Source organism: Thioclava sp. F42-5 (assembly GCF_002213195.1).
GTDB lineage: Bacteria > Pseudomonadota > Alphaproteobacteria > Rhodobacterales > Rhodobacteraceae > Thioclava > Thioclava nitratireducens.
The window spans coordinates 157442-178933 of record NZ_NBNZ01000003.1; the positions used below are offsets into that span (position 1 = coordinate 157442).

A 21492-nucleotide genomic window follows, 5' to 3' on the forward strand; every position below is an offset into this window, starting at 1 on the left:
AAGTTTTTTGCCGCGCTATGGGTCCGAGACGTCAGGCAGGGAGGAGAGTGTGGGGCGGAACGAATTGATGCTGCAGCCACTCTCTAAGACGATGGCCGCGCTGGCGCCAGGTGCGATTTATCTGCTGCTTGCTGCAGGGATCGCGGCTGCGGTTGCCTTCGTGATGCCCGACGAGGTTGTGACCTGGGCCATGTTTTCGGTCGCCGGCACGCTCGTGATCACGGCGGGCTGGTTGCGGCTCGCCTTGGCGCAGGAGCGAAGGCGACGGGCGCGGCAGCAGGAAACGATCGCGAATTTCGTCGCCCATGACGCCGCGCCCAGCTTCACCACGGACCCGGAGGGCGAGATCGGCTACCAAAATCGCGCCGCGCTGGACCGGTTCGGCTCTCGCGGCGGGCAGGGGCTAGCGCGAACCCTTGCGGAACTTTTCGCCGATCCGGGCGCAGTGCTGCGTCGATTGCAGAGCAAGGCGGAGGCGAAGGGGGCCGCGCGCGAGGATCTGGTGACCCGGCGCGGCCATCTGCGACTCTCGGTGCACCGCATCGGCTCTGGCGATTTTCTGTGGCGTCTCGAAGACATGGCCGAGAGGGCGATTGGCGGGCGCGGTGCGGAAACGATCAGCCTGCCGATGCTCACCGTCTCCAAGGGCGGCACGATTCTGTTCATGAACGAAGCGCTGAGGCGGCTCGTCGGAGAGCGGGTGCGGTCTCTCGACCGGATCTTCACCGATCTTCCGCTGCGCTCGGGCGAGGAGCATGAGATCAAGGGGCAGGATGGCCCGGTCACGGCAGTCGTAGCGCAGCTTCAAGGCGCAGGAGGACGATCCGAGGTCTATCTGCTGCCGATCCCCGGACCGCGCTCGGCAGAGGAGGGCGCGAATTTCGAGGCGCTGCCCGTCGCGATGCTGCGTCTTTCCGCGCATGGCCGGGTGCGCGCGGCCAATCGCGCGGCGCGCGGCCTGTTGGGCCGGATCGAGCCGCAGTCCCGTCTGTCGGACTTGCTCGAAGGGCTCGGCCGTCCGGTCTCGGATTGGGTGAACGATGCCCTCGCCGGTCGTGCCGATGGCCGCCCCGAAGTGCTGCGCGCCCGACGCGGCGACAAGGAGGTCTTCCTGCAGGTCACCCTGTCGCGGATCGTGGAAAATGGACGCGCGGGGCTTCTGGCGGTGCTGTCCGACGCGACGCAGCTCAAGACGCTCGAGGCGCAATTCGTGCAAAGCCAGAAGATGCAGGCGATCGGCCAGCTCGCGGGCGGGGTCGCGCATGATTTCAACAACCTGCTCACGGCGATCTCGGGGCATTGCGACTTGCTGATGCTGCGCCATGACAAGGGAGATGGCGATTACGCCGATCTTGACCAGATCAGTCAGAACGCCAATCGCGCCGCGGCGCTCGTCGGCCAGCTACTCGCCTTCTCCCGAAAGCAGACGCTGAAACCCGAAACCCTCGATCTGCGCGACACGCTGTCAGACCTGACCCATCTGCTCAACCGGTTGGTCGGCGAGAAGGTCGCGCTGAGCGTCAGGCACGAATGTGATGCCGGACGGGTGCGTGCGGATAAGCGGCAGCTCGAACAGGTCATCATGAATCTCGTGGTGAATGCGCGCGACGCGATGCCCGGCGGCGGCGAAATCCGGATCGAGACCGAAGCGTTCCACCTGGCCGAGAACCGCCCGCGGGACCGCGTCACGGTGCCCAAGGGCGATTATGTTGCGATCAAGGTCACCGATACCGGCTCCGGGATCCCCGCCGACAAGCTAGGCAAGATTTTCGAACCTTTCTTCACCACGAAACGCACGGGCGAGGGGACCGGGCTCGGCCTCTCCACCGCCTATGGCATCGTGAAGCAGACCGGGGGCTACATTTTCTGCGATTCCGTCATAGGCACGGGGACGAGCTTCACGATCCTGCTGCCCGCCTATGACTTGGCGGAGGAGGCCGAGGTGTCGCAATCGGCCGAGTCCGCGCCCGAGCTCGAGCCTGCGACAAAGGCGCCGGTGCCGCCGCGCGCCGCAGCATCGACCATCGCGCCCAAGGTGGAGATCGCACAAACCTCCGTCCGTGACAGCCACGTCATCGCCGGTGACGCGACCGTACTTCTCGTCGAGGATGAACCGCCGGTTCGCGCCTTCGCCTCGCGCGCGCTCCAGCTGCGCGGCTACACCGTGCTCGAGGCTGAGAGCGCCGAAGAGGCGTTGGAATTGCTGGAAGACTCGGAGCTGAAGGTGGATATCTTCGTCACCGATGTGATCATGCCCGGTCTCGACGGGCCAAGCTGGGTGAGGCAGGCGCTCGAGGCGCGGCCGGGCACGCGCACGGTCTTCATGTCGGGCTATGCCGAGGAGGTGTTCCAGAACGGCAGCTCGCCGGTGCCCGACTCGGTCTTCCTGCCGAAACCTTTCTCGCTTGGCGAATTGACCGCGACTGTGCAGGAGCTCCTCTCACGCTAAGGCGCGGGTGACCCGATCGTAGAGCGCGAGATCTTCCTGCATCGCGGTCCGCAGCGCCTCCTCGGTCTCGGGGGCGAGCCCAGTCTCGACTGCAGGCGGCACGTTCACCCGCGGCAGAGTTATCGCGAAACCGAGCCGATCCTCGAGGAAATGCACGAAATCCTCGATCCGCTCATAGGGAAAAATCCGGTCGACCAGCGTGTTGCCATCGTCGTCGCACAGGAACGCCGACTGACTGGGCACGTCGCTGAACCCGGCGCGCGGATCGTCGATATAATCGCGCGCGAACTGGTCGAAGGAATAGCCGGCGGAGATGTCGCTCTCCTCGATCAAGTCGCGCAGCCGAAAGCGATAGAGCGAACGCAGCCAGTCGAGCGGCTCGCGCATCAGCGCAACCGTGGTAAAGCTCGCATCGGTTTTCGCGGCAAGAAGCGGCTCGAGATGGTCCCGGAAATTGCGGGCGGAGGCGTGTTTGAGAACCGCCGGACGAGTCAGCGCGACATCGGCGAGGGACTCCAGAGCGGTCTCGACCGCCGAGGAGCCCGCTTTCGGCGTGGCCAGAAAGACGAGTTTTTGTGTCCAGAAAATCAGCATCTTGGCGGGTCTAGCTCCTAACTCCGCCGGTGATAATCATTCGGTTCGCGTCGGTAAACCGTTTCTTAAGAGTAAATGCGGTTCAGTAGGGCTATCAGAATTTTATTGTAATGTTCATGTTTCGTGCGCATAGTGCGAGCAGAACATGAGGTGAACATCCGCGCGAGGTCGTCGCATTGCCGACCGGCCGTCGCTGTGAAATAAGGAAGCGGACAAATGGCAGTAGCGAAGCTTTTCGACATGGATAAATCTCCCAAGGCAGACAAGCAGAAGGCGCTCGACTCGGCGCTGGCGCAGATCGAGCGGCAGTTCGGCAAAGGCTCGATCATGAAGCTCGGCGGCGAGACGCCCGCTCGGGAAATCGAAGCGACGTCGACCGGCTCGCTCGGTCTGGATATCGCGCTCGGGATCGGCGGTCTTCCGAAAGGCCGGATCGTCGAAATTTATGGGCCTGAAAGCTCGGGCAAGACGACGCTGACGCTCCACGCGATCGCGGAAGAGCAGAAGAAGGGCGGCGTCTGCGCCTTCGTCGACGCCGAACACGCGCTCGACCCGCATTATGCACGCAAGCTCGGAGTCGATCTCGACGAGCTGCTGATCTCGCAGCCCGACACGGGCGAACAGGCGCTGGAAATCGTCGATACGCTGGTACGCTCCGGCGCGGTCAGCCTCGTGGTGGTCGACTCGGTCGCGGCGCTCACGCCGAAGGCCGAGATCGAAGGCGATATGGGCGACCACACCGTGGGCGCGCAGGCCCGCCTGATGAGCCAGGCGATGCGTAAGCTGACCGCGTCGATCGGGCGCTCGAATTGCATGGTGATCTTCATCAACCAGATCCGGATGAAGATCGGCGTGATGTTCGGCTCGCCGGAAACGACCTCGGGCGGCAACGCGTTGAAATTCTACGCCTCCGTGCGCCTCGACATCCGCCGCATCGGCTCGATCAAGGATCGCGACGAGGTGGTGGGCAACCAGACCCGCGTGAAAGTGGTCAAGAACAAGGTCGCCCCGCCGTTCAAGCAGGTCGAGTTCGACATCATGTATGGCGAGGGTATCTCGAAGATGGGCGAACTGGTCGATCTGGGCGTCAAGGCGGGGGTCGTCGACAAGGCCGGCGCCTGGTATTCCTACGGGGACGAGCGGATCGGGCAGGGCCGTGAAAACGCGAAAACCTTCCTGCGCGAACATCCCGATGTCGCCTACGAGATCGAGGATAAAATCCGCGCCAGCCACGGGCTCGAATTCGACAATCTGTCCGAAGACGACGCGCTGACCGAAGACTGATCTTCACCGCGAATTCTTGCAAAGGCCGGGAGCGCAAACTCCCGGCCTTTTGCGATTGCTGGACAGGGGGAAGGGCGGGCGTTAAACGGGAGCGAACAAGCCCGATCAGGCGAGACAGGACACTATGCCCAGCCTTAACGAAATCCGCTCCACTTTCCTCAATTACTTCGAGCGCAACGGCCACCAGGTCGTTGACAGCTCGCCCCTCGTTCCGCGCAACGACCCGACGCTGATGTTCACCAATTCCGGCATGGTGCAGTTCAAGAACTGCTTCACCGGGGTGGAGAAGCGTGACTACAACCGGGCGACGACCGCGCAGAAATGCGTGCGCGCCGGGGGCAAGCATAACGACCTCGACAATGTCGGCTACACTGCGCGCCACCATACCTTCTTCGAAATGCTGGGGAATTTTTCCTTCGGCGATTATTTCAAGGACGGCGCGATCCCCTTCGCCTGGGAGCTGCTGACCAAGGATTTCGATATTCCGAAAGAAAAGCTGCTGGTCACGGTTTACCATACCGATGACGAGGCGGCGGAGATGTGGAAGAAAGTCGCGGGTCTGCCGGACGAGCGGATCATCCGCATTCCGACCTCGGACAATTTCTGGCAGATGGGCCCGACCGGGCCGTGCGGTCCCTGCACCGAGATTTTCTTCGATCACGGCGATCACATCTGGGGCGGCCCGCCCGGCTCGCCCGAGGAAGATGGCGACCGCTTCATCGAGATCTGGAACCTCGTTTTCATGCAGAACGAGCAGTTCGAGGACGGCTCGATGCGCGCGCTCGACATGCAGTCGATCGACACCGGCATGGGGCTCGAGCGGATCGGCGCGCTGCTGCAGGGTAAGCACGACAATTACGACACCGACCTGATGCGCCACCTGATCGAGGCCTCGGCCAACGCGACCGATGGCGCCCCGGACGGGCCGGGCAACGTGCATCACCGCGTGATCGCGGATCACCTGCGTTCGACCTCGTTCCTGATCGCGGATGGCGTGATGCCCTCGGCGGATGGACGTGGCTATGTTCTGCGCCGGATCATGCGCCGCGCGATGCGCCACGCGCACCTGCTGGGCGCGAAGGATCCGGTGATGCACCGGCTGGTGCCCTCGCTGATCCGGGAGATGGGCGCGGCTTACCCCGAGCTTGGCCGGGCGCAGGCACTGATCGAAGAGACCCTTCTGGGCGAGGAAACCCGCTTCAAGACCACGCTCGATCGCGGGCTAAAGCTGCTCGACGAGGCGCTTCTGGACCTGCCCGAAGGGTCGAAGCTGCCGGGCGAGACCGCGTTCAAACTCTATGACACGTTTGGCTTCCCGCTCGATCTGACGCAGGACGCTCTGCGCGAGCGGGATCGCGAGGTCGACACCGAAGGGTTCGACTCCGCGATGGAAGAGCAGAAGGCCAAGGCGCGCGCCAGCTGGTCCGGCACGGGTGAAGCCACCAATGCCGCGATCTGGTTCGATTTGTCCGAGAAACTCGGCGCGACCGAATTCCTCGGCTATGACACCGAGACTGCCGAGGGGCAGATCACCGCGTTGGTAACCGACGGTGCCGAGATCGACACAGCGACCGGCGAGGTTCAGGTCGTGGTCAACCAGACCCCGTTCTACGCTGAAAGCGGCGGCCAGATCGGCGATCGTGGCTGGATCGTGACCGACACAGGTAAAGCCGAGGTTACCGACACCAAGAAAGTCGCTGGCGTGTTCATCCAGTTCGCGCGTGTGACCGAAGGCGAGATTGCGAAGGGGCAGGGCGCGAAGCTGGAAGTCGACCACGCCCGCCGCAGCGCGATCCGGGCGAACCACTCGGCCACGCACCTGCTGCACGAGGCGCTTCGCCGCACGCTGGGCGATCACGTGGCCCAACGCGGCTCGCTCAATGCCGAGGATCGTCTGCGCTTCGACTTCTCGCACAACAAGGCGCTCAGCCCGGAGGAAATCGCGAAGATCGAGCGCGAAGTGAATGAATTCATTCGCCAAAATACGCCGGTCGACACCCGGATCATGACGCCGGATGATGCTCGCGACCTGGGCGCGCAGGCGCTGTTTGGCGAGAAGTACGGCGACGAGGTGCGCGTCGTCTCGATGGGCGAACTGGCCAATTCCGGCAAGGGTACGACCGGCAATATCTATTCGCTCGAGCTCTGCGGCGGCACCCATGTGAAGCGCACCGGGGATATCGGTACTTTCGTGCTGACGAGCGAAGGCGCGTCGTCGTCTGGCGTGCGCCGGATCGAGGCGCTGACCGGCGATATCGCGATGGCCGAACTGCGCCGCCGCGACAAGCTGCTCACCGAGATCGAAGGGCTGATCAAGACCTCCGAGCAGGATGTGCTCGGGCGTCTGCAGGCGATCCTCGACGAGCGCAAGGCGCAGGCCAACGAGATCGCGCAGCTGCGTCGCGAACTTGCGATGGGCGGTGGTGCTTCCGGCGGCCCGGACGTAAGTGAAATCAATGGCTTGAAGTTCGTGCCTCAAGTGGTGTCCGGCGTGACCGGCAAGGACCTTCCCGGCATCGTGGACGAGTTGAAGGACAAGGTCGGTTCCGGCGTGATCCTCGTCGTCGCGGATGCGGGCGGCAAGGCGGCCGTGGCGGCTGGCGTGACGAAGGACCTGACCGAGCGTGTGAGCGCGGTCGACCTGGTGAAGGCCGCCGCGCAGGCTCTTGGTGGGAAAGGCGGCGGTGGCCGTCCCGATATGGCGCAAGCCGGCGGGGCCGATCCATCGAAAGCCGAGGAGGCCGTTGCGGCCGTGAAAACTTTGTTGGAGGAACTTTGATGGCAGGCGCATTCTGGATCGCCCATGTAACCGTGAAAGACGCCGAGGCGTATGGCAAATATGCCGAAGGCGCGGGGCCCGCGATCGCGAAACATGGCGGGCGCTTCCTCGCCCGCGGCGCGCGCTACGTGCAGCTGGAAGGCAATGACCGGGCGCGCAACGTGGTTGCCTGGTTCCCCTCGCTGGAGGCGGCCGAAACCTGCTACCGCTCCGACGACTATCAGGCGGCGCTGGCCCATGCCGAAGGCGCGGCCGAACGCGATCTGGTGATCGTCGAGGCGATGGACGACGTCGAGTTCAAGTGAAGATCGTCGCGTAAATCGCTGATCAGAAGTCCGAAAAGGGGTGGCTGCGGCTGCCCCTTTTCGTTTTTGGGCGCGCCCAATTTTGCTCTGGACCTTTGGGCGGGCGACGGCTTATCTTCTCGCCATGACCACGAAGACCATCATCATCTGCTGCATTATCCGCTGACATCGTCACGCGGGCCGGTCTTCTCTTTCCAAAAACGACATGACCTTGTAAGCCCGCCGGCAGGTGCCGCCGACCCTTTGCGAGGACTTATGACCCAGATCCGTTTGCGCAATTCCCTGACCCGGAAGGTCGAGGATTTCCATCCCATCGATGCGAAGAACGTGCGGATGTATCTCTGCGGGCCGACCGTTTACGACCGCGCCCATCTCGGCAATGCGCGGCCCGTCGTGGTGTTCGACGTGCTCTACCGGCTGCTGCGCCACGTTTACGGGCCGGAACACGTCACTTATGTGCGCAATTTCACGGATGTGGATGACAAGATCAACGCGACGGCGCTGGCGCGCAAGGAGGCCGGGGCCGAAGGGTCGCTGGAAGAACTGATCCGCGCGCGGACCGAGGAGACCATCGGCTGGTATCATGCCGACATGGATGCGCTCGGCGCGTTGCGTCCGGATCGGGAGCCGCGCGCGACGGATTATATCGGCGCGATGATCGCGATGATCGAAAAGCTGATCGAAGACGGTCACGCCTATGCCGCCGAGGGGCATGTGCTGTTCCGGGTGCGCAGCTACAAGGACTATGGCGCGCTGTCGGGGCGGACGGTCGACGACATGATGGCGGGCGCGCGGGTCGAGGTCGCGCCCTTCAAGGAAGACCCGATGGATTTCGTGCTCTGGAAGCCCTCCGACGAGGGGCTGCCGGGCTGGGATAGCCCGTGGGGCCGAGGCCGTCCGGGCTGGCATATCGAATGCTCGGCCATGTCTTACGAGCTGCTGGGTGCGTCGTTCGACATCCATGGCGGCGGCATCGACCTGCAATTCCCGCACCATGAGAACGAGATCGCGCAAAGCTGCTGCGCGCATCCCGAGGGCTCTTTCGCGAATTACTGGCTGCATAACGAGATGCTACAGGTCGAGGGCAAGAAGATGTCCAAGAGCTTGGGCAATTTCTTCACCGTGCGGGATCTGCTCGACGGCCATCACGGCGAGAAGGGCATTCCCGGCGAGGTGATCCGGTTTGTGTTCCTGCAGACGCATTATACGAAGCCGATGGACTGGACGGCGGAGAAGGCGCGGGCGGCGGCTGCGACCCTGCGCAAGTGGCGGACAGCTGTTGATGGGGTCACACCTTCACCCGAGGCGGCGCCGGAGGTGATCGCTGCGCTCGCCGACGATCTTAACACGGCGGGTGCCATCGCGGCGCTGCATCAAATCGATGATCCAGCAGTTCTGAAGGCTTCCGCTGCGATGCTCGGCCTGCTTGACGATGGGATGGGCGATTGGGTCGCGGCACCGGAGGCCGATCTCTCGGGGCTCGCCGACAAGCTCGTTGCTTTGCGTGCTAATGCGATGGAAACCAAGGACTTCGCGCCGGTCGATGCAATGAAACAGGCGCTCGTCGCGGCAGGTGTCGAGGTGCGCATGTCGAAGGCCGGGGTGGAATTGCTGCCCGGATCCGATTTCGACCCCGCCAAGCTGGAGGGTCTGTGATGGCTTACGCAACGCAGGTTTGCCCCCGGCCCGAGGGTGGGGGCATCTTCGCCCCCGCCCTGGGGGGCGAGTCGGGGGCGAACCGGATCGCAAGCGATCCGGTGGTTCTTGGACCCTTAGGGCGCGGCCCGACGTGCCGCTGGGCGGAACGTAACCTCGACGGAGGCAACCAATGACCAAACAACGCCTCTATCTCTACGACACGACGCTCCGCGATGGGCAGCAATCAGCGGGCGTCCAGTTCTCGGTGCCTGAGAAGATCGATATCGCCAAGGCGCTCGACGCAATCGGCATCGATTATATCGAAGGCGGCTGGCCCGGGGCGAACCCGACCGACAGCGATTTCTTCGAAGCACGGCCCGAGACGCGGGCAACCTTCACGGCTTTCGGGATGACCAAGCGGGCAGGGCGCTCGGCCGCGAATGACGACGTTCTCGCGGGCGTGATGAACGCGAATACGCCCGCCGTCTGCCTCGTCGGCAAGACGCATGACTACCACGTCACCACCGCGCTCGGGATCACGCTGGCGGAGAACCTAGAGAATATCCGCGCCTCGGTCGCGCATATGGTGGCGCAAGGTCGCGAGGCGCTGTTCGATGCGGAGCATTTCTTCGACGGCTACAAGGCGAACCCGGGCTATGCGCTGGAGTGCTGCCGTGCGGCCTTTGAGGCGGGTGCGCGCTGGATCGTTCTGTGCGACACCAATGGCGGCACGCTGCCGGGCGAGATCGGCAAGATCGTCGAGGCGGTGATCGCGGCGGGCATTCCCGGCGACCGTCTCGGCATCCATTGCCATGACGATACCGGCAACGCCGTGGCGGGCAGCCTCGCCGCGGTCGAGGCCGGTGCGCGCCAGATCCAAGGCACGCTCAACGGTCTGGGCGAGCGCTGCGGCAACGCGAACCTGATCACGCTGATCCCGACGCTGCTCTTGAAAGAGCCTTACGCGTCGACGCTCGACACTGGCATCAGCCATGAGAGCCTGCGCGGGATCACCAAGCTCTCGCGCAAGCTCGACGATATCCTGAACCGGGTGCCGCTGCGCTCGGCGCCCTATGTGGGCGCCTCGGCCTTTACTCACAAGGCTGGTCTGCACGCTTCGGCGATCCTCAAGAATCCAGACACTTACGAGCATATCGATCCGGCTGTGGTGGGGAATACGCGGCTGATCCCGATGTCCAACCAGGCGGGCCAATCGAACCTGCGCGCGCGGCTCAAGGGGATGGGGATCGAGGTCGAAAAGGACGATCCGCGCCTCGCGCGTATCCTCGATCTGATCAAGGAGCGCGAGGATCAGGGCTATGCCTATGACGGCGCGCAGGCGAGTTTCGAGCTGCTCGCGCGTGCCGAACTGGGGCAGCTGCCGAATTTCTTCGAGGTGAAGCGCTACAAGGTCACGGTGGAGCGTCGGAAGAACCGCTACGACAAGATGGTTTCGATTTCGGAAGCCGTCGTGGTGGTCAAGGTCGGCGGCAAGAAGATGCTCTCGGTCTCGGAAAGTATGGACGAGCAGGGCCATGACCGCGGCCCGGTGAACGCACTCTCGAAAGCCCTGTCGAAGGATCTGGGCCCCTATCAGAACCTCATCGACGACATGAAACTGGTCGATTTCCGGGTCCGTATCACCCAAGGCGGCACCGAGGCCGTGACCCGCGTCATCATCGACAGCGAAGACGGCGCAGGCCAGCGCTGGTCCACCGTGGGCGTGTCGCCGAACATAGTCGACGCGAGTTTCGAGGCGCTCCTCGACGCTATGATCTGGAAACTGCTTCGCGACGGGGCGCAACCGGCATGAGCGATCTGGCCGCCTCCCTGCAAGCGTCAGCCGAGGCCGTGCGCCAGGGCGATCCCGATCGCTTCGCCGCGACGATGGCCGCGCCCGCCGAACTGCGCGACCGCCTCTGGCCGCTTTACGCCGCCAATCTCGAGATCGCGCGCGCGCCCTGGGCTTCGTCAGAGCCGATGGTCGCCGAGATGCGACTGCAATGGTGGGTCGATGCCCTCGAGGCGCTGTCCGAAGAGCGGGAGCCCCCGCACGAGATCGGCCCCGCGCTGGTGTCGGTCGCAGCGCCCGCCCGCCATCTGATTGCTGCCGCCGAGGCTCGACGCGCCGACTGTTGGCCCGAACCTTTCGGCGATGTTTCAAGCCTTTGGGCCTATCTCGACCAGACCGCTGGAGCGCTGTACTGGGCCGCTGCCGAGGCGCTCGGCGCGCCGAATGAGGCCGAGATCGCGGTGCGCAGTTTCGGCGCGGGCGCCGGGTTGGCGGCGCTTCTGCAGGCATGGCCCGACCTGGCTGCGCGCGGTCGTCCGCCACTCGCTGCGCCCGACGCAGCGACCTTGCGCCAGCTCGCGGCCGAGGGGCAGGCGCGCCTCGAGCCCGCGCGCAAGCTGCGGCTCGGCGCCGCCAAGGCCGCGCTTCTACCGGGATGGCAGGCGAGAGCCGTCCTCGCGCGCGCGCACGGCTCAGATGACCCGCTCGCGCCGGGAGCATTGGTGCTGTCGGAATTCCGGCGTCGCTCGGGTCTTCTGCGCGCCGCCTTGCTTGGTGTCTGAGCGCGTCTGCATCGTAGAGCGCAGGAAATTTTCCGAAGTTAGAGGAATCTTCAACTCTTCGCCGGATGGTGACCGCGATTGCCCCGATCTGTCGGGTCGCTGCCGCAGTTCGCCGGAGGACGTTGATGCGCTTTTTCGACAATCTCAAACTCGGATTGAAGTTACCGCTGATGCTGGTGGCGATCGCAATGGTCGCACTGACGATCATGGGAATTTCTGCCTATCGCACCGCGCACGGGTTGCTGGAAAGCGAGGGGAGGCAGCGTCTCGGGCGGACGCTCGAGGCGCGCGCGGCGCTGGTGGAAGACTGGGCGCAGCGGCTTGCTTCCAACACCCGCACGATCTCGGCCAATCCCGACACGGCCCGGGCGCTTTACGAGTTCACAAGAAGCGTTGACAACCTCGACTCCGCGGCGATCGATAGTTTGAGAAACGGGACGGCCGAGGCCGGCGCGTCCGCGGGCGAAATGAGCGGCCCTCTGCGGGACTACCGCCTGCTGCAGGACCGCTATGGCCCCGTGATCGAACAGATTTTTGCTGAGCATGGATTGGACGATCTTTATCTGGTCGATCGCGACGGTCGCATCGTCTTCGCGGTTCGTGATCACGCCGCGATCGGCCACCCCCTCAGGGACGAGCCCGCCGGCCTGAAGGAGGCCGCGACAAAGGCTTTGGACTGGTTGAACGCGCCGCGGCGCATGGTGTCGGCAAGCACCGTCGCCGTGCCTCCGCCGCATTTCAACGCCGGCGAGGGGCGGTTTTTCGCAGCGCGCCCCGTGCGCAGCGGCACCGGCCTCAACCTCGGAGCGGTGGTCTTGCAAAAGCCCATGACACAGCTTGGGCAGATCATGGCCAACCCGCGCGGCATGGGCGAGACCGGTGAGGGGTTCCTGATCGATGCGGAAGGTCGGCTGATGAGCGACCTTCGCTTTCCTGACGCCGCACCGAAGCCGGGGGAGGCTTTGCCCGAGCCGACCCTGAATGCCGTGAAACAGGGGCAGGATGAAGTGACTTCGCTTTCGGGGCACCCGGCAATCGAACGAACATTGGCGCTCACCCTGTTCGATGAACCCTATTGGGCGGTCGTGGAACAGGACAGGGCAGAGCTTTTCGCGCCAGCTACGTCGCTCGCCCGCTCGATGCTTTTCAATGCGTCCTGGCTCATCCTTCTGCTTGCGGCGCTGTCGACCTGGATGGCGCGATCTGTCTCCAATCCCCTTAAAGGACTTGAGAAGTCCATCCGCAAGATTAGCGAAGGGGATTACACCGGTGAGATCGTGCAGACCCGTCGCGGCGACGAGGTCGGCGCGATCGCCTCGGCGCTGAGCAACCTGCGCGATGAGCTCGATCGTGCCGAAGCCATCCAGCGCGAGGCGACCCGACAAGGCGCAGCCTTTGCGAATGCCTCCGCCGCGCTGATGATCGTCGATCAGGATTTCCGCATCACGCATGTCAACCGTGCGCTGGTAGAACTGGTCGCATCCCGGATCAAGGAGTTTCGCGTCGTCAGTCCCGACCTTGATCCCGACGGTCTCGTTGGCCGGTCGATGGACGACTTCCATGCGGAGCGGCATCACGCGCGTGCGCTGCTCGATGATCCCGGCAAATTGCCGCTTCATGTCGATATCAAGGTCGGTGATGGCCGTTTCGGAGTCGACGTCACCAATTTTGTCGATGCCGACGGCAATCAGGCCGGTTTTGTCGTCGAATGGCAAGATGTCACCGAGCGTCGCATGAAGGATGCGCTCGTTTCGGCCATCGAGCGTGGCCAACTCGTTTGCGAAGCGGACTCTGCGGGCTTGGTGACGCGAATGAACGCAAATATGCAGACGCTCCTTGGAGCGCAGGCGCAAAACCTGACAGGGCAGCCGCTGAAGGAATGGCTGAGCCCTATCGATGGCAGCGATCCTTGGCCCACGGTCGCCGCCGGGCAGTCCGTGACCGCCCGCTTCACGATGCGCGCCCCGGAGGGAGATGCCTACCTGCTCGACGGAACGCTGAATGGGATCTCGGACAAAGCCGGTCGCTTGATGAAGATTTTTCTCATGGCGAATGACGTGACTGCGGCAGAGACCGCTCTCACCGCCGCGCGGAACCGCAACCTTGCAATGCTGGAGGCGCAGAAATCGGTGGTCGAGTCCTTGCAGGTCGGCCTTGCCGCCCTCTCCCGCGGCGACCTGAGCCTGACTCTCGACATGGAGTTCACCGAGGAATACGAGGCGCTGCGCAATGACTTCAATGATGCAGCGCGAAATCTCGCTGCAGCAATCGAAACCGTGATAGACAACGCGGCGGCGATCGATACCGAGGCCCGTGAGATCGCGTCGGCCTCTGACGATCTCAGTCGCAGAACCGAACAACAGGCCGCCACGCTCGAAGAAACGGCTGCCGCGCTCGATGAACTGTCATCGTCTGTCACAACCTCGGCGCAAGGGGTGGCCGAAACGGATCGCGTGGTCTCCGAGGCCCGTAATAGCGCCGAGACATCGGGCGAAGTGGTGAAACAGGCAATTCAAGCTATGGGCGAGATCGAAACCAGCTCGCTTCAGATTTCCAAAATCATCGGCGTGATCGACGAAATCGCGTTCCAGACCAACCTTCTCGCACTTAATGCCGGCGTCGAAGCTGCGCGCGCGGGTGAAGCGGGGCGCGGCTTCGCCGTCGTCGCCTCAGAGGTGCGTGCCCTCGCGCAGCGCTCTTCGGAGGCCGCTCGCGAGATCGATGCCCTGATCACCGCGTCGAGCGAACAGGTTACGCGCGGCGTCGGCCTCGTCCATGAAACCGGTCGCGCCCTCGAGGGTATTCTCGGCGCGGTGATGGACATTTCAACGCGCGTTTCAGAAATAGCGGGCGGCGCGCGTGAACAGGCGGAAGGACTCAAGGAGATCAATACTGCGGTCAATCAGCTCGACCAGGTGACCCAACAAAACGCTGCAATGTTCGAAGAAACCACAGCGGCGAGCCACGCCTTGACCACAAACGCGACTTCACTGCGCGACATCACAGCGCAATTTACAGTCAATACGCAGTCACTCTCGCCGCCTGCGCGCGAGCGCTCCGAGTTGTCGCAAGTAACATCGAACGAAAAAGACGGGAACGTCGAGCTTTCGCGCGCGGTCGGCGACACGACGCCGCGCGCCGCCAGCTTTGCAGCCGAAGACTGGGAAGAATTTTGAGTTCGCGCGAGGGAAAACTGATGCCGGATGATTTTGCTTCCGCCAAACGGGTTCTCATCGTCGATGACTCCGCTACGATGCGTAAGCTTATTCGGGCGCGCCTCGCGACGGACCGGCGGCTTGTCGTGGTCGGCGAGGCGGCAGACGCGTTCGAGGCGCGCGAAAAAATAAAAATGCTTTTGCCCGATGTGATCACACTCGATGTCGAGATGCCGCGAATGAGCGGTCTCGTTTTCCTCGAACGCCTCATGCGTTTACGGCCGATCCCCGTGGTCATGGTGTCGACAGAAACACATAAAGGATCGCGTGCGGCAATCGAAGCGCTCGCCCTCGGAGCGATCGACTGCGTTGGAAAGCCCCGGTTCGGTAATCTCGAAAGAAGTTTCGAAGTGCTTCCGGAAATTCTTCTCGCAAGTGCGAACGCGCGACTACCTCAAAGAGCGCGTGATCGCGCCGCGATTACACCCGCGCGAAACTTTCGGTGGGACGGTCAAATCGTGCTTATCGGTTCCTCGACCGGTGGTGTCGACGCGCTTGAGACGATACTGAAAGGGTTTCCCGGGAATTGCCCTCCCACCCTCATCGCGCAACATATGCCGGAAAGCTTCCTCGCGAGCTTCGCCGAACGACTCGATCGCATGATAGCGCCAAACGTTCGCCTCGGCATGACGGGGACGTCTCTTGAGCAAGGTCATGTTTATCTCGCGCCTGGTGGCGCAACGCATCTCACGGTTCGAAACGCGAAAGCTCCTGAAATCGCATTGATCGAGAGCGAGAAGCGAAACGGGCATCGCCCGTCAGTAGATGTGCTATTCGAATCTGCGGTCGAGATAGCGGCGAAGGCGGTCGCTGTTTTGCTCACCGGTATGGGAAGGGACGGGGCGGAGGGAATGTTGCAACTTCGCAGAGCTGGAGCACATTGTTTCGCCCAAGATGAAGCGACATCGATCGTTTTTGGAATGCCGCGTGCTGCTCTTGAACTCGGAGCCGCGTCCTATTCGGTTCCGCTGCAAGAGATTTCGCAAGAAATTCTGACTAGATCTGCTCAGATTTCCGCGCCGGACGGCAAGGTGGGTGGTACATGAGCGCCGTTGCTTCAGGTCGGCCAATCCACATTTCGCAAGGTGAGTTTCTTGTCGCAGGAGCGGGAGCGCAATCTATCACGACCATCCTTGGTTCCTGTGTGGCCTGCTGTCTTTACGATGGGAAAGCGCGTGTCGGCGGAATGAACCACTTTCTCTTGCCAGATACCACCGGCTCAACTTTTCAAGCGGCAAGCTTTGGTGTGAACGCAATGGAACTGCTGATAAATGAACTGATCAAGCAGGGTGCGCAACGTGGTGACCTTTGCGCGAAGCTCTTCGGTGGCGCGCGCATGGTCAATGGACTATCGGATATCGGATCGAAGAACAGCAAGTTCTCAATCGAGTTCCTCGCCAAGGAGGGTATCCCCTGTGTCAGCCAAAGCCTAGGGGGCACGCAAGCGCGTCGGATAGTGTTTTGGCCTGACACCGGGCGAGCGCGCCAGAAGCTGCTCGGGGATGCAGAGGTTCTTGAACGCGAGATTGCACCAGCGCCGTCTCTCGAAATCGAGTTGTTCTAGTACGTCGGATGAAAAACACGTTGCCTCCCTTGGTAGTTCGGGCAAGGCTTAATCGAGTCTCAAAATGTATTCGGAAGCTCAGCTACTTCAAAACCAACTGACGTCACCGTCAGTGGCGCGTTTTTGAAACTCGGCAAAATGCTCGGGATCGAGAGCTGCTGCAAGGTCTTGAAGCCGAAGTGAGGCAAAAACCGTGTCTGCGTCGCAGGCGAGGTCGGGCGATATCTGCTCAGAGAGCTTGTTGACGAACTGCCCGAGGTCTTCAAGAGATTGACTTAAGAAATCAATGCTTTGAAGCTCACGAACGATATGCGGCGAGAGATCGCCGTCAATCCCGCTTGCTGAAAGCGTTTTCTGGAGTGAAACCGACAAGCGAGCGAGCGTTTCCAATTCTCGCCCGACACATGCGGTGATGTCTCTGACTGGGAGTTGGCGGGCGTATTGCCGCATTACAAACGTCCCACGACAGCTTCGATACACGCTTTCAGTTCGGGCGGGGTGAATGGTTTTTTAATGAAGTTGTTCATCCCAAGACGTCGGCCAGTCTCGATGATTTCGCGATCGGCTCGTCCGGTGATCAGGATAAATCCTAGCCCCTTCGTGCGTGCGTTCTTTCGCATTGCCTGAAGGAACTGCAAGCCGTCCATTCCGGGCATGTTGTAGTCAGAGATCACAAGATGAACGGGCTTGGCTTCGAGGCTCTGAAGTGCGCTTTGACCGTCGGTCGCGTATCCGACCTGTCGAATACCCATCGCGTCGAGCGCTTGCATAATGAGACCTCGACTGGTCGACATGTCGTCGACCACGAGGATACGCAATTGGTCTCTCAATGCCATGAAGTCAGATCCTGCTGGTTCGATTAGTCAGTTGATAGGTCGTGACGCCTGCGGTTCGGAGATTCGAGTGTTTCCCGTCCGTTACCCGTTCAGAATGGCCAACAAAGAGGTATCCCCCTGGTGTCAGCTGTTCTTCGAACCGCTCCCAGAGTAGGGCCTGCGCTGCCGGCGCGAAGTAGATGACGACGTTGCGACAAAAAATCACGTCGAATTTTCCGCGCATTGGCCAGCGGTCGTGGAGATTGAGTTCACGGAACTGCACAAGACCGCGAAGATTCGAGACAACTTGATAATTTTCGCCTTCCTTTCGAAAATATTTTTTGCGCAGTTTCTCAGGCACCGCCTCAAGCGCAGCTGCGGGATAGCTCCCCTTCGCGCCCTGTTCGATCATGAGAGGATCGATGTCGGTTGCGAGAATACGCAGGTTCAGGGTCGCGAAATCGGGAGCGAGCTCGGCGATTGTCATGGCGATCGAGTAGGCTTCTTGACCGTTCGAGGATCCCGCTGACCACAGACGAACGCGGCCTCCGCGGCGGGCTTCTTCCAGGAGGGGGGGGAGCACTACTTGGCGCAGTGTCTCGAAGTGGTGGTTCTCACGGAAGAAATGGGTGACATTCGTCGTGAGAGCCGAAACCATGCGACGGCATTCGTCGCGCCCCCCCTCGGAGCTCACGAGCGCAATATAATCCTTGTAGGTTGCGAGCCCCAAGGCCCTGAGCCGTTTAGCAAGACGGCTTTGGACCATCGAGGTTTTGCCGGGCGCGAGCACAATGCCCGTCGTGTCGGAAAGGAGCTGTGCGATCGCTCTAAATTCCGCCTCTGTCGGCGCGACTTGCCCCAATGTGGACTGCGGAGCGTTCATGCGGCCTCGATCGCCTCTTGCGGGAGTACGGACGTGAGGTCGAGGATCCGGATCATTCGGCCTTCGACGATCGTGAGCGCCGAAATGTAGCGTTGCGAGATGTCGGCGTTGAGATCGGGCGGAGGTTGCATCTCCGACCGGGGGAGGGCGAGGATGTCGGAGACCGCGTCGACGAGGAGTCCTGCAGTTTGCCCGCCGACCTGAACGACGATTATCACGTTGCGAGCATCGCCTGCGACCGGTTCCATTCCCAGGCGAACGGAAAGATCTACAACGGGCAGAACCGTGCCACGCAAGTTGATCACGCCGCGTACGAAGGTGGGCGCGTGGGGCAGTGGGGTGGCGCGGGTCCAACCGCGGATCTCGCGGACCGACATGATGTCGACGCTGTATTCCTCTTCGCCCAGACGGAAGGAGAGGAGCTCGACTTCGGCGGCTTCAGATTTGGACGAATTGTCTTCGGTCATGGCTTATCCTGCGAGTGAGAGATCGATGGCGCGGGTGTTGCCCGAGGCGGTTTGCACGAGATCGGCAGGGTCGAGAATGAGCGCGATCTGACCATCGCCGAGGATTGTCGCCGCAGCGACGCCCGGAATGTGACCGTAGGACTGCTGTAGGCCTTTGATCACCACCTGCCGTTGCTCGAGTATTGAATCGACGACAAGTGCGGATCGGGCGCCGTCTTCCTGCGCTGTGAGCAGGACGACATCTCCGCTATAGGAGTTCTTCGGGTCTCGGTATCCGAGTTCCGCGCCGAGATCGAAAAGGGGCACGAAGGCACCGCGCAGGTGGATCACATTGGTCGATGGCCCGAGTGCGCGGATGTCTTCACTCGTTAGCGTGGCCGTTTCAAGGATCGATGAGAGAGGCACGACGAGGGTTTCTCCGGCGACGTTGACGACCATGCCGTCGAGCACGGCGAGTGTCAGCGGCAGGGAAATCGAAAAGCAGCTGCCCTTGCCGGGGGCGGAGGTGATCGAGATTCGACCGCCGAGGGATTGAATCGAGCTTTTGACGACGTCCATGCCGACGCCCCGACCTGAAAGCGCCGAAACCTGATCGGCGGTGGAGAAGCCGGGCAGGAAGAGCAGGTTGTCGATTTCGCTGTCCGAGAGTTGGGCATCGGCGGCGATCAGGCCTTTTTCGACGGCTTTGCCGAAGACTTTCTTGCGGTTGATGCCGCCGCCGTCATCGCTGACTTCTATGACGACCCGGCCGGAGCGATGGTGGGCCGAGAGGGTGACGATGCCTTCGCGTGGTTTGCCTGCGGCCACGCGCGTGTCCGGGGCTTCGAGACCATGATCGACGGCGTTGCGGATCATGTGGGTGAGTGGATCGGCGAGGCGTTCGATGACGGTCTTGTCGACCTCGGTGGTCTCGCCTTCGGTCTTGAGGCGGACATCCTTTCCGATTGCCGAGGAGGCCTCGCGAACGATCCTGGCCATTCGCTGGAACAGCGGTTTGACCGGCTGAGCGCGGATCATCATTACGCTGTCTTGGATGTCGCGAGTGAGCATCATGAAAGCTTCGAGCCCAGTATTTACGGCTGAATTGGGCGGAAGCCCGGCTTCGGCGACGGATTGGGCGAGCATCGCTTGGTTGATCACCAATTCGCCGACAAGGTTCACCAGACGATCGATACGCTCGATGTCGACGCGCACTGTGGCACCGTGTTCGGCGGCCGGCGCGGGGGTGGCGGCGGCCGCAGGCTGCGCAGCGGTTGGCTTCGCAGTCTCAGCTTGATGCCCGGTGGGGGACGGATCGGCCTTGCGCGAGGGGGCTGCGGGCGCGGCCTCGGCTCCCTCTTCCGCTCGGGGAGGGGCAGCGTTTTCCGAACTCTGCGCCTCCGTTTCAAGATCTTGGCCGTCGTCTTCCTCTTCGTGGGCGTATTCGCGCAGTTCGCTATCGATGTCGGGGAGCCCCGCAGGGGGCACTTCGGGTGTTTCTAGTGTCGGGGAGATATCGAGCTGACAGACATCTTCGACGAATTCGAAGACCTCGCGAATTTCGTCTTCACCGATATCGCCGGTGATCTGTACCGACCAGCCGAGATGGTTCTCCTCGGCGTCGAGCGCGTCAAGCGACGGGACCGCAGTCGTGTCGGTCACGACGGAGATATCTGCAATATCGGAAAGGGCTCGCAGGAGTTGGAGCGGTTCGTTGCCAGAGGCGTAGAGAGCGGAATCCGGGCGGAACTCCAGGTTGAAGCCCGACGGAGGTGCCTCCACCGGCGCGAAATCGAAGTCGAGATCGAGCGCAAGACCCATCGGTTGGAAATCTGAAACCTCATCGTCTTCCGCTTCCGCCACGCGCTCTGCCCCGCTCTCGCCCAAAAGCGCTTCGAGAGACTGCAGGCACGCCTCGGCGGTTGCGGGTTCAGGTGAGCCTTCGCGGGCGGCATGGATCTCGTCGGTGAGCAAATCGGCCGCCTGAAAGAATAGTTTCACCGCTTCGGGCGTGAGGGCGAGCCTTCCGGAGCGCAGTTCGTCCAGCACGGTTTCGAAGCGATGGGCGAAAGCGACCAGCGCATCGAGGCCGAAGGCGCCGGCGCCGCCCTTGATCGAATGGACCGCCCGAAAGACGACGTTGATCGTTTCGCCATCGTCGGCCCCTTCGTCGAGGTCGGAGAGCGCGTCTTGCAGGCTTTCGAGCAGCTCTTCGCATTCGATGAAGAAGGACGCTTTGATTTCTGCCATCGGGTCGGACATGTCGCGCTCCTTATCCGGCAACCATGTTGAGCGCCTTGACCAGCTTGGTCGGGTCGAAAGGCTTCACGATCCAGCCGGTCGCCCCGGCGGCGCGGGCGCGGGCTTTCAGCTCTGCCGCGGATTCGGTGGTGAGGACGAGGATCGGGGTGGCGCGGTGGCGTTCTTGGCCGCGCACAGCCTCGATGAAGCCGAACCCGTCTAGGCGCGGCATGTTGATGTCGGAGATGATCGCGTCAGGCTCCAGCCCGTCGAGAACCTCCAGCCCGTGCACGCCGTCTTCGGCGAGATAAAGCTCCATCCCGGCGTGTTCGAGGGTGAGTTTGAGCATGTCGCGAATGGTGCGGCTGTCGTCGACCGCGAGGACTTTCAGGGTCATACGGCCTCCGCATCCGGCTGATGTTGCAGATCGGAGCGCGAGAGGCCGAACCGGGCGAGCGCGCTGTCGAATGCCTCGGAACTGGACGTGATCTCGAGGCGGTGGCCCGCGCCTCGTGCGGTTTTCGCCGCCGACACCAGCAGCTGTAGCCCAAGCGCCCCGAGGTGGGTCACGTTGGAGGCATCTAGCGCGACGTCCTGCGTCGCCACGCATGTCAGCGACTCAAGCAGCGAGCGCACGGTCGCAAGATCGATCCGGTCGGGCAGGGTAAGCGCAGTCATGGCGCCACCGGAAAGTCACGAAGGCAG

General features: G+C 62.5%; 18 protein-coding genes. 10 read left to right on the forward strand and 8 right to left on the reverse strand.

Annotated features, from left to right (window positions below):
* Positions 1–67: 67 nt before the first annotated feature.
* On the forward strand, positions 68–2449 hold the full coding sequence (locus tag B6V74_RS10285) for an ATP-binding protein (RefSeq protein ID WP_088722737.1): 2382 nt from the start codon (positions 68–70) through the stop codon (positions 2447–2449).
* On the opposite strand, the gene B6V74_RS10290 is transcribed toward B6V74_RS10285, so the two are convergent.
* Positions 2441–3043, reverse strand: coding sequence for a hypothetical protein (locus tag B6V74_RS10290; protein ID WP_088718658.1), 603 nt, complete (start codon positions 3041–3043; stop codon positions 2441–2443). The genes B6V74_RS10285 and B6V74_RS10290 overlap by 9 nt on opposite strands.
* Positions 3044–3259: 216 nt before the next feature.
* On the opposite strand from B6V74_RS10290, the gene recA reads away from it, so the two are divergent.
* The 9 genes from recA (at position 3260) to B6V74_RS10335 (ending at position 16402) form a co-directional block, all read left to right on the forward strand.
* A complete protein-coding gene (gene recA / locus B6V74_RS10295; protein WP_075776496.1) occupies positions 3260–4327 on the forward strand; it encodes a recombinase RecA in 1068 nt (355 codons plus the stop codon).
* 124 nt (positions 4328–4451) lie between these two features.
* The gene (gene alaS, locus B6V74_RS10300; RefSeq protein WP_088722738.1) at positions 4452–7106 is read left to right on the forward strand and encodes an alanine--tRNA ligase; all 2655 of its coding nucleotides are present in this window, start codon (positions 4452–4454) and stop codon (positions 7104–7106) included.
* Positions 7106–7411, forward strand: coding sequence for a DUF1330 domain-containing protein (locus B6V74_RS10305; RefSeq protein ID WP_075776494.1), 306 nt, complete (start codon positions 7106–7108; stop codon positions 7409–7411). The genes alaS and B6V74_RS10305 overlap by 1 nt, the downstream gene beginning before the upstream one ends.
* 255 nt (positions 7412–7666) lie before the next feature.
* The gene (cysS, locus tag B6V74_RS10310) at positions 7667–9067 is read left to right on the forward strand and encodes a cysteine--tRNA ligase (protein WP_088722739.1); all 1401 of its coding nucleotides are present in this window, start codon (positions 7667–7669) and stop codon (positions 9065–9067) included.
* Positions 9068–9239: 172 nt separating this feature from the next.
* Positions 9240–10862 carry a citramalate synthase gene (cimA, locus tag B6V74_RS10315; RefSeq protein WP_088722740.1) on the forward strand — a complete coding sequence of 541 codons (1623 nt, stop codon included), beginning with the start codon at positions 9240–9242 and terminating at the stop codon, positions 10860–10862.
* Complete coding sequence (locus B6V74_RS10320; protein WP_088722741.1) at positions 10859–11623, forward strand: squalene/phytoene synthase family protein; 765 nt, start codon at positions 10859–10861, stop codon at positions 11621–11623. Before cimA ends, B6V74_RS10320 begins: the two co-directional genes overlap by 4 nt.
* A gap of 125 nt (positions 11624–11748) precedes the next feature.
* Positions 11749–14799 carry a methyl-accepting chemotaxis protein gene (locus tag B6V74_RS10325; RefSeq protein ID WP_168184213.1) on the forward strand — a complete coding sequence of 1017 codons (3051 nt, stop codon included), beginning with the start codon at positions 11749–11751 and terminating at the stop codon, positions 14797–14799.
* Positions 14800–14819: 20 nt separating this feature from the next.
* Positions 14820–15884, forward strand: coding sequence for a chemotaxis response regulator protein-glutamate methylesterase (locus B6V74_RS10330; protein ID WP_088722743.1), 1065 nt, complete (start codon positions 14820–14822; stop codon positions 15882–15884).
* Complete coding sequence (locus B6V74_RS10335; protein ID WP_088722744.1) at positions 15881–16402, forward strand: chemotaxis protein CheD; 522 nt, start codon at positions 15881–15883, stop codon at positions 16400–16402. The genes B6V74_RS10330 and B6V74_RS10335 overlap by 4 nt, the downstream gene beginning before the upstream one ends.
* 87 nt (positions 16403–16489) lie before the next feature.
* Here B6V74_RS10335 and B6V74_RS10340 read toward each other — a convergent pair whose 3' ends face one another.
* From B6V74_RS10340 to B6V74_RS10370, 7 genes are read right to left on the reverse strand one after another with little or no spacing between them, the layout of a single operon-like run.
* A complete protein-coding gene (locus B6V74_RS10340) occupies positions 16490–16852 on the reverse strand; it encodes a hypothetical protein (protein ID WP_088722745.1) in 363 nt (120 codons plus the stop codon).
* Positions 16852–17238 (reverse strand): response regulator, encoded by a 387-nt coding sequence (locus B6V74_RS10345; RefSeq protein ID WP_075776487.1) that lies wholly within the window; start codon positions 17236–17238, stop codon positions 16852–16854. The genes B6V74_RS10340 and B6V74_RS10345 overlap by 1 nt, the downstream gene beginning before the upstream one ends.
* 4 nt (positions 17239–17242) lie before the next feature.
* The gene (locus tag B6V74_RS10350) at positions 17243–18100 is read right to left on the reverse strand and encodes a protein-glutamate O-methyltransferase (protein WP_088722746.1); all 858 of its coding nucleotides are present in this window, start codon (positions 18098–18100) and stop codon (positions 17243–17245) included.
* Complete coding sequence (locus tag B6V74_RS10355) at positions 18097–18567, reverse strand: chemotaxis protein CheW (protein WP_088718650.1); 471 nt, start codon at positions 18565–18567, stop codon at positions 18097–18099. Before B6V74_RS10355 ends, B6V74_RS10350 begins: the two co-directional genes overlap by 4 nt.
* Before the next feature lie 3 nt (positions 18568–18570).
* Positions 18571–20808 (reverse strand): chemotaxis protein CheA, encoded by a 2238-nt coding sequence (locus B6V74_RS10360; protein ID WP_088722747.1) that lies wholly within the window; start codon positions 20806–20808, stop codon positions 18571–18573.
* 10 nt (positions 20809–20818) lie between these two features.
* Positions 20819–21184 (reverse strand): response regulator, encoded by a 366-nt coding sequence (locus B6V74_RS10365; protein ID WP_075776484.1) that lies wholly within the window; start codon positions 21182–21184, stop codon positions 20819–20821.
* Positions 21181–21465, reverse strand: a complete 285-nt coding sequence (locus B6V74_RS10370; RefSeq protein ID WP_088722748.1) for an STAS domain-containing protein — start codon at positions 21463–21465, stop codon at positions 21181–21183. The genes B6V74_RS10365 and B6V74_RS10370 overlap by 4 nt, the downstream gene beginning before the upstream one ends.
* Positions 21466–21492 lie beyond the last annotated feature (27 nt).

What these genes read in the sequence shown, in the direction of transcription:
- B6V74_RS10285 (WP_088722737.1), top strand. Translation starts at nt 68, where the DNA reads ATGCTGCAGCCACTCTCTAAGACGATGGCCGCGCTGGCGCCAGGTGCG.
- B6V74_RS10290 (WP_088718658.1), bottom strand. Translation starts at nt 3,043, where the DNA reads ATGCTGATTTTCTGGACACAAAAACTCGTCTTTCTGGCCACGCCGAAA.
- recA (WP_075776496.1), top strand. Translation starts at nt 3,260, where the DNA reads ATGGCAGTAGCGAAGCTTTTCGACATGGATAAATCTCCCAAGGCAGAC.
- alaS (WP_088722738.1), top strand. Translation starts at nt 4,452, where the DNA reads ATGCCCAGCCTTAACGAAATCCGCTCCACTTTCCTCAATTACTTCGAG.
- B6V74_RS10305 (WP_075776494.1), top strand. Translation starts at nt 7,106, where the DNA reads ATGGCAGGCGCATTCTGGATCGCCCATGTAACCGTGAAAGACGCCGAG.
- cysS (WP_088722739.1), top strand. Translation starts at nt 7,667, where the DNA reads ATGACCCAGATCCGTTTGCGCAATTCCCTGACCCGGAAGGTCGAGGAT.
- cimA (WP_088722740.1), top strand. Translation starts at nt 9,240, where the DNA reads ATGACCAAACAACGCCTCTATCTCTACGACACGACGCTCCGCGATGGG.
- B6V74_RS10320 (WP_088722741.1), top strand. Translation starts at nt 10,859, where the DNA reads ATGAGCGATCTGGCCGCCTCCCTGCAAGCGTCAGCCGAGGCCGTGCGC.
- B6V74_RS10325 (WP_168184213.1), top strand. Translation starts at nt 11,749, where the DNA reads ATGCGCTTTTTCGACAATCTCAAACTCGGATTGAAGTTACCGCTGATG.
- B6V74_RS10330 (WP_088722743.1), top strand. Translation starts at nt 14,820, where the DNA reads ATGCCGGATGATTTTGCTTCCGCCAAACGGGTTCTCATCGTCGATGAC.
- B6V74_RS10335 (WP_088722744.1), top strand. Translation starts at nt 15,881, where the DNA reads ATGAGCGCCGTTGCTTCAGGTCGGCCAATCCACATTTCGCAAGGTGAG.
- B6V74_RS10340 (WP_088722745.1), bottom strand. Translation starts at nt 16,852, where the DNA reads ATGCGGCAATACGCCCGCCAACTCCCAGTCAGAGACATCACCGCATGT.
- B6V74_RS10345 (WP_075776487.1), bottom strand. Translation starts at nt 17,238, where the DNA reads ATGGCATTGAGAGACCAATTGCGTATCCTCGTGGTCGACGACATGTCG.
- B6V74_RS10350 (WP_088722746.1), bottom strand. Translation starts at nt 18,100, where the DNA reads ATGAACGCTCCGCAGTCCACATTGGGGCAAGTCGCGCCGACAGAGGCG.
- B6V74_RS10355 (WP_088718650.1), bottom strand. Translation starts at nt 18,567, where the DNA reads ATGACCGAAGACAATTCGTCCAAATCTGAAGCCGCCGAAGTCGAGCTC.
- B6V74_RS10360 (WP_088722747.1), bottom strand. Translation starts at nt 20,808, where the DNA reads ATGTCCGACCCGATGGCAGAAATCAAAGCGTCCTTCTTCATCGAATGC.
- B6V74_RS10365 (WP_075776484.1), bottom strand. Translation starts at nt 21,184, where the DNA reads ATGACCCTGAAAGTCCTCGCGGTCGACGACAGCCGCACCATTCGCGAC.
- B6V74_RS10370 (WP_088722748.1), bottom strand. Translation starts at nt 21,465, where the DNA reads ATGACTGCGCTTACCCTGCCCGACCGGATCGATCTTGCGACCGTGCGC.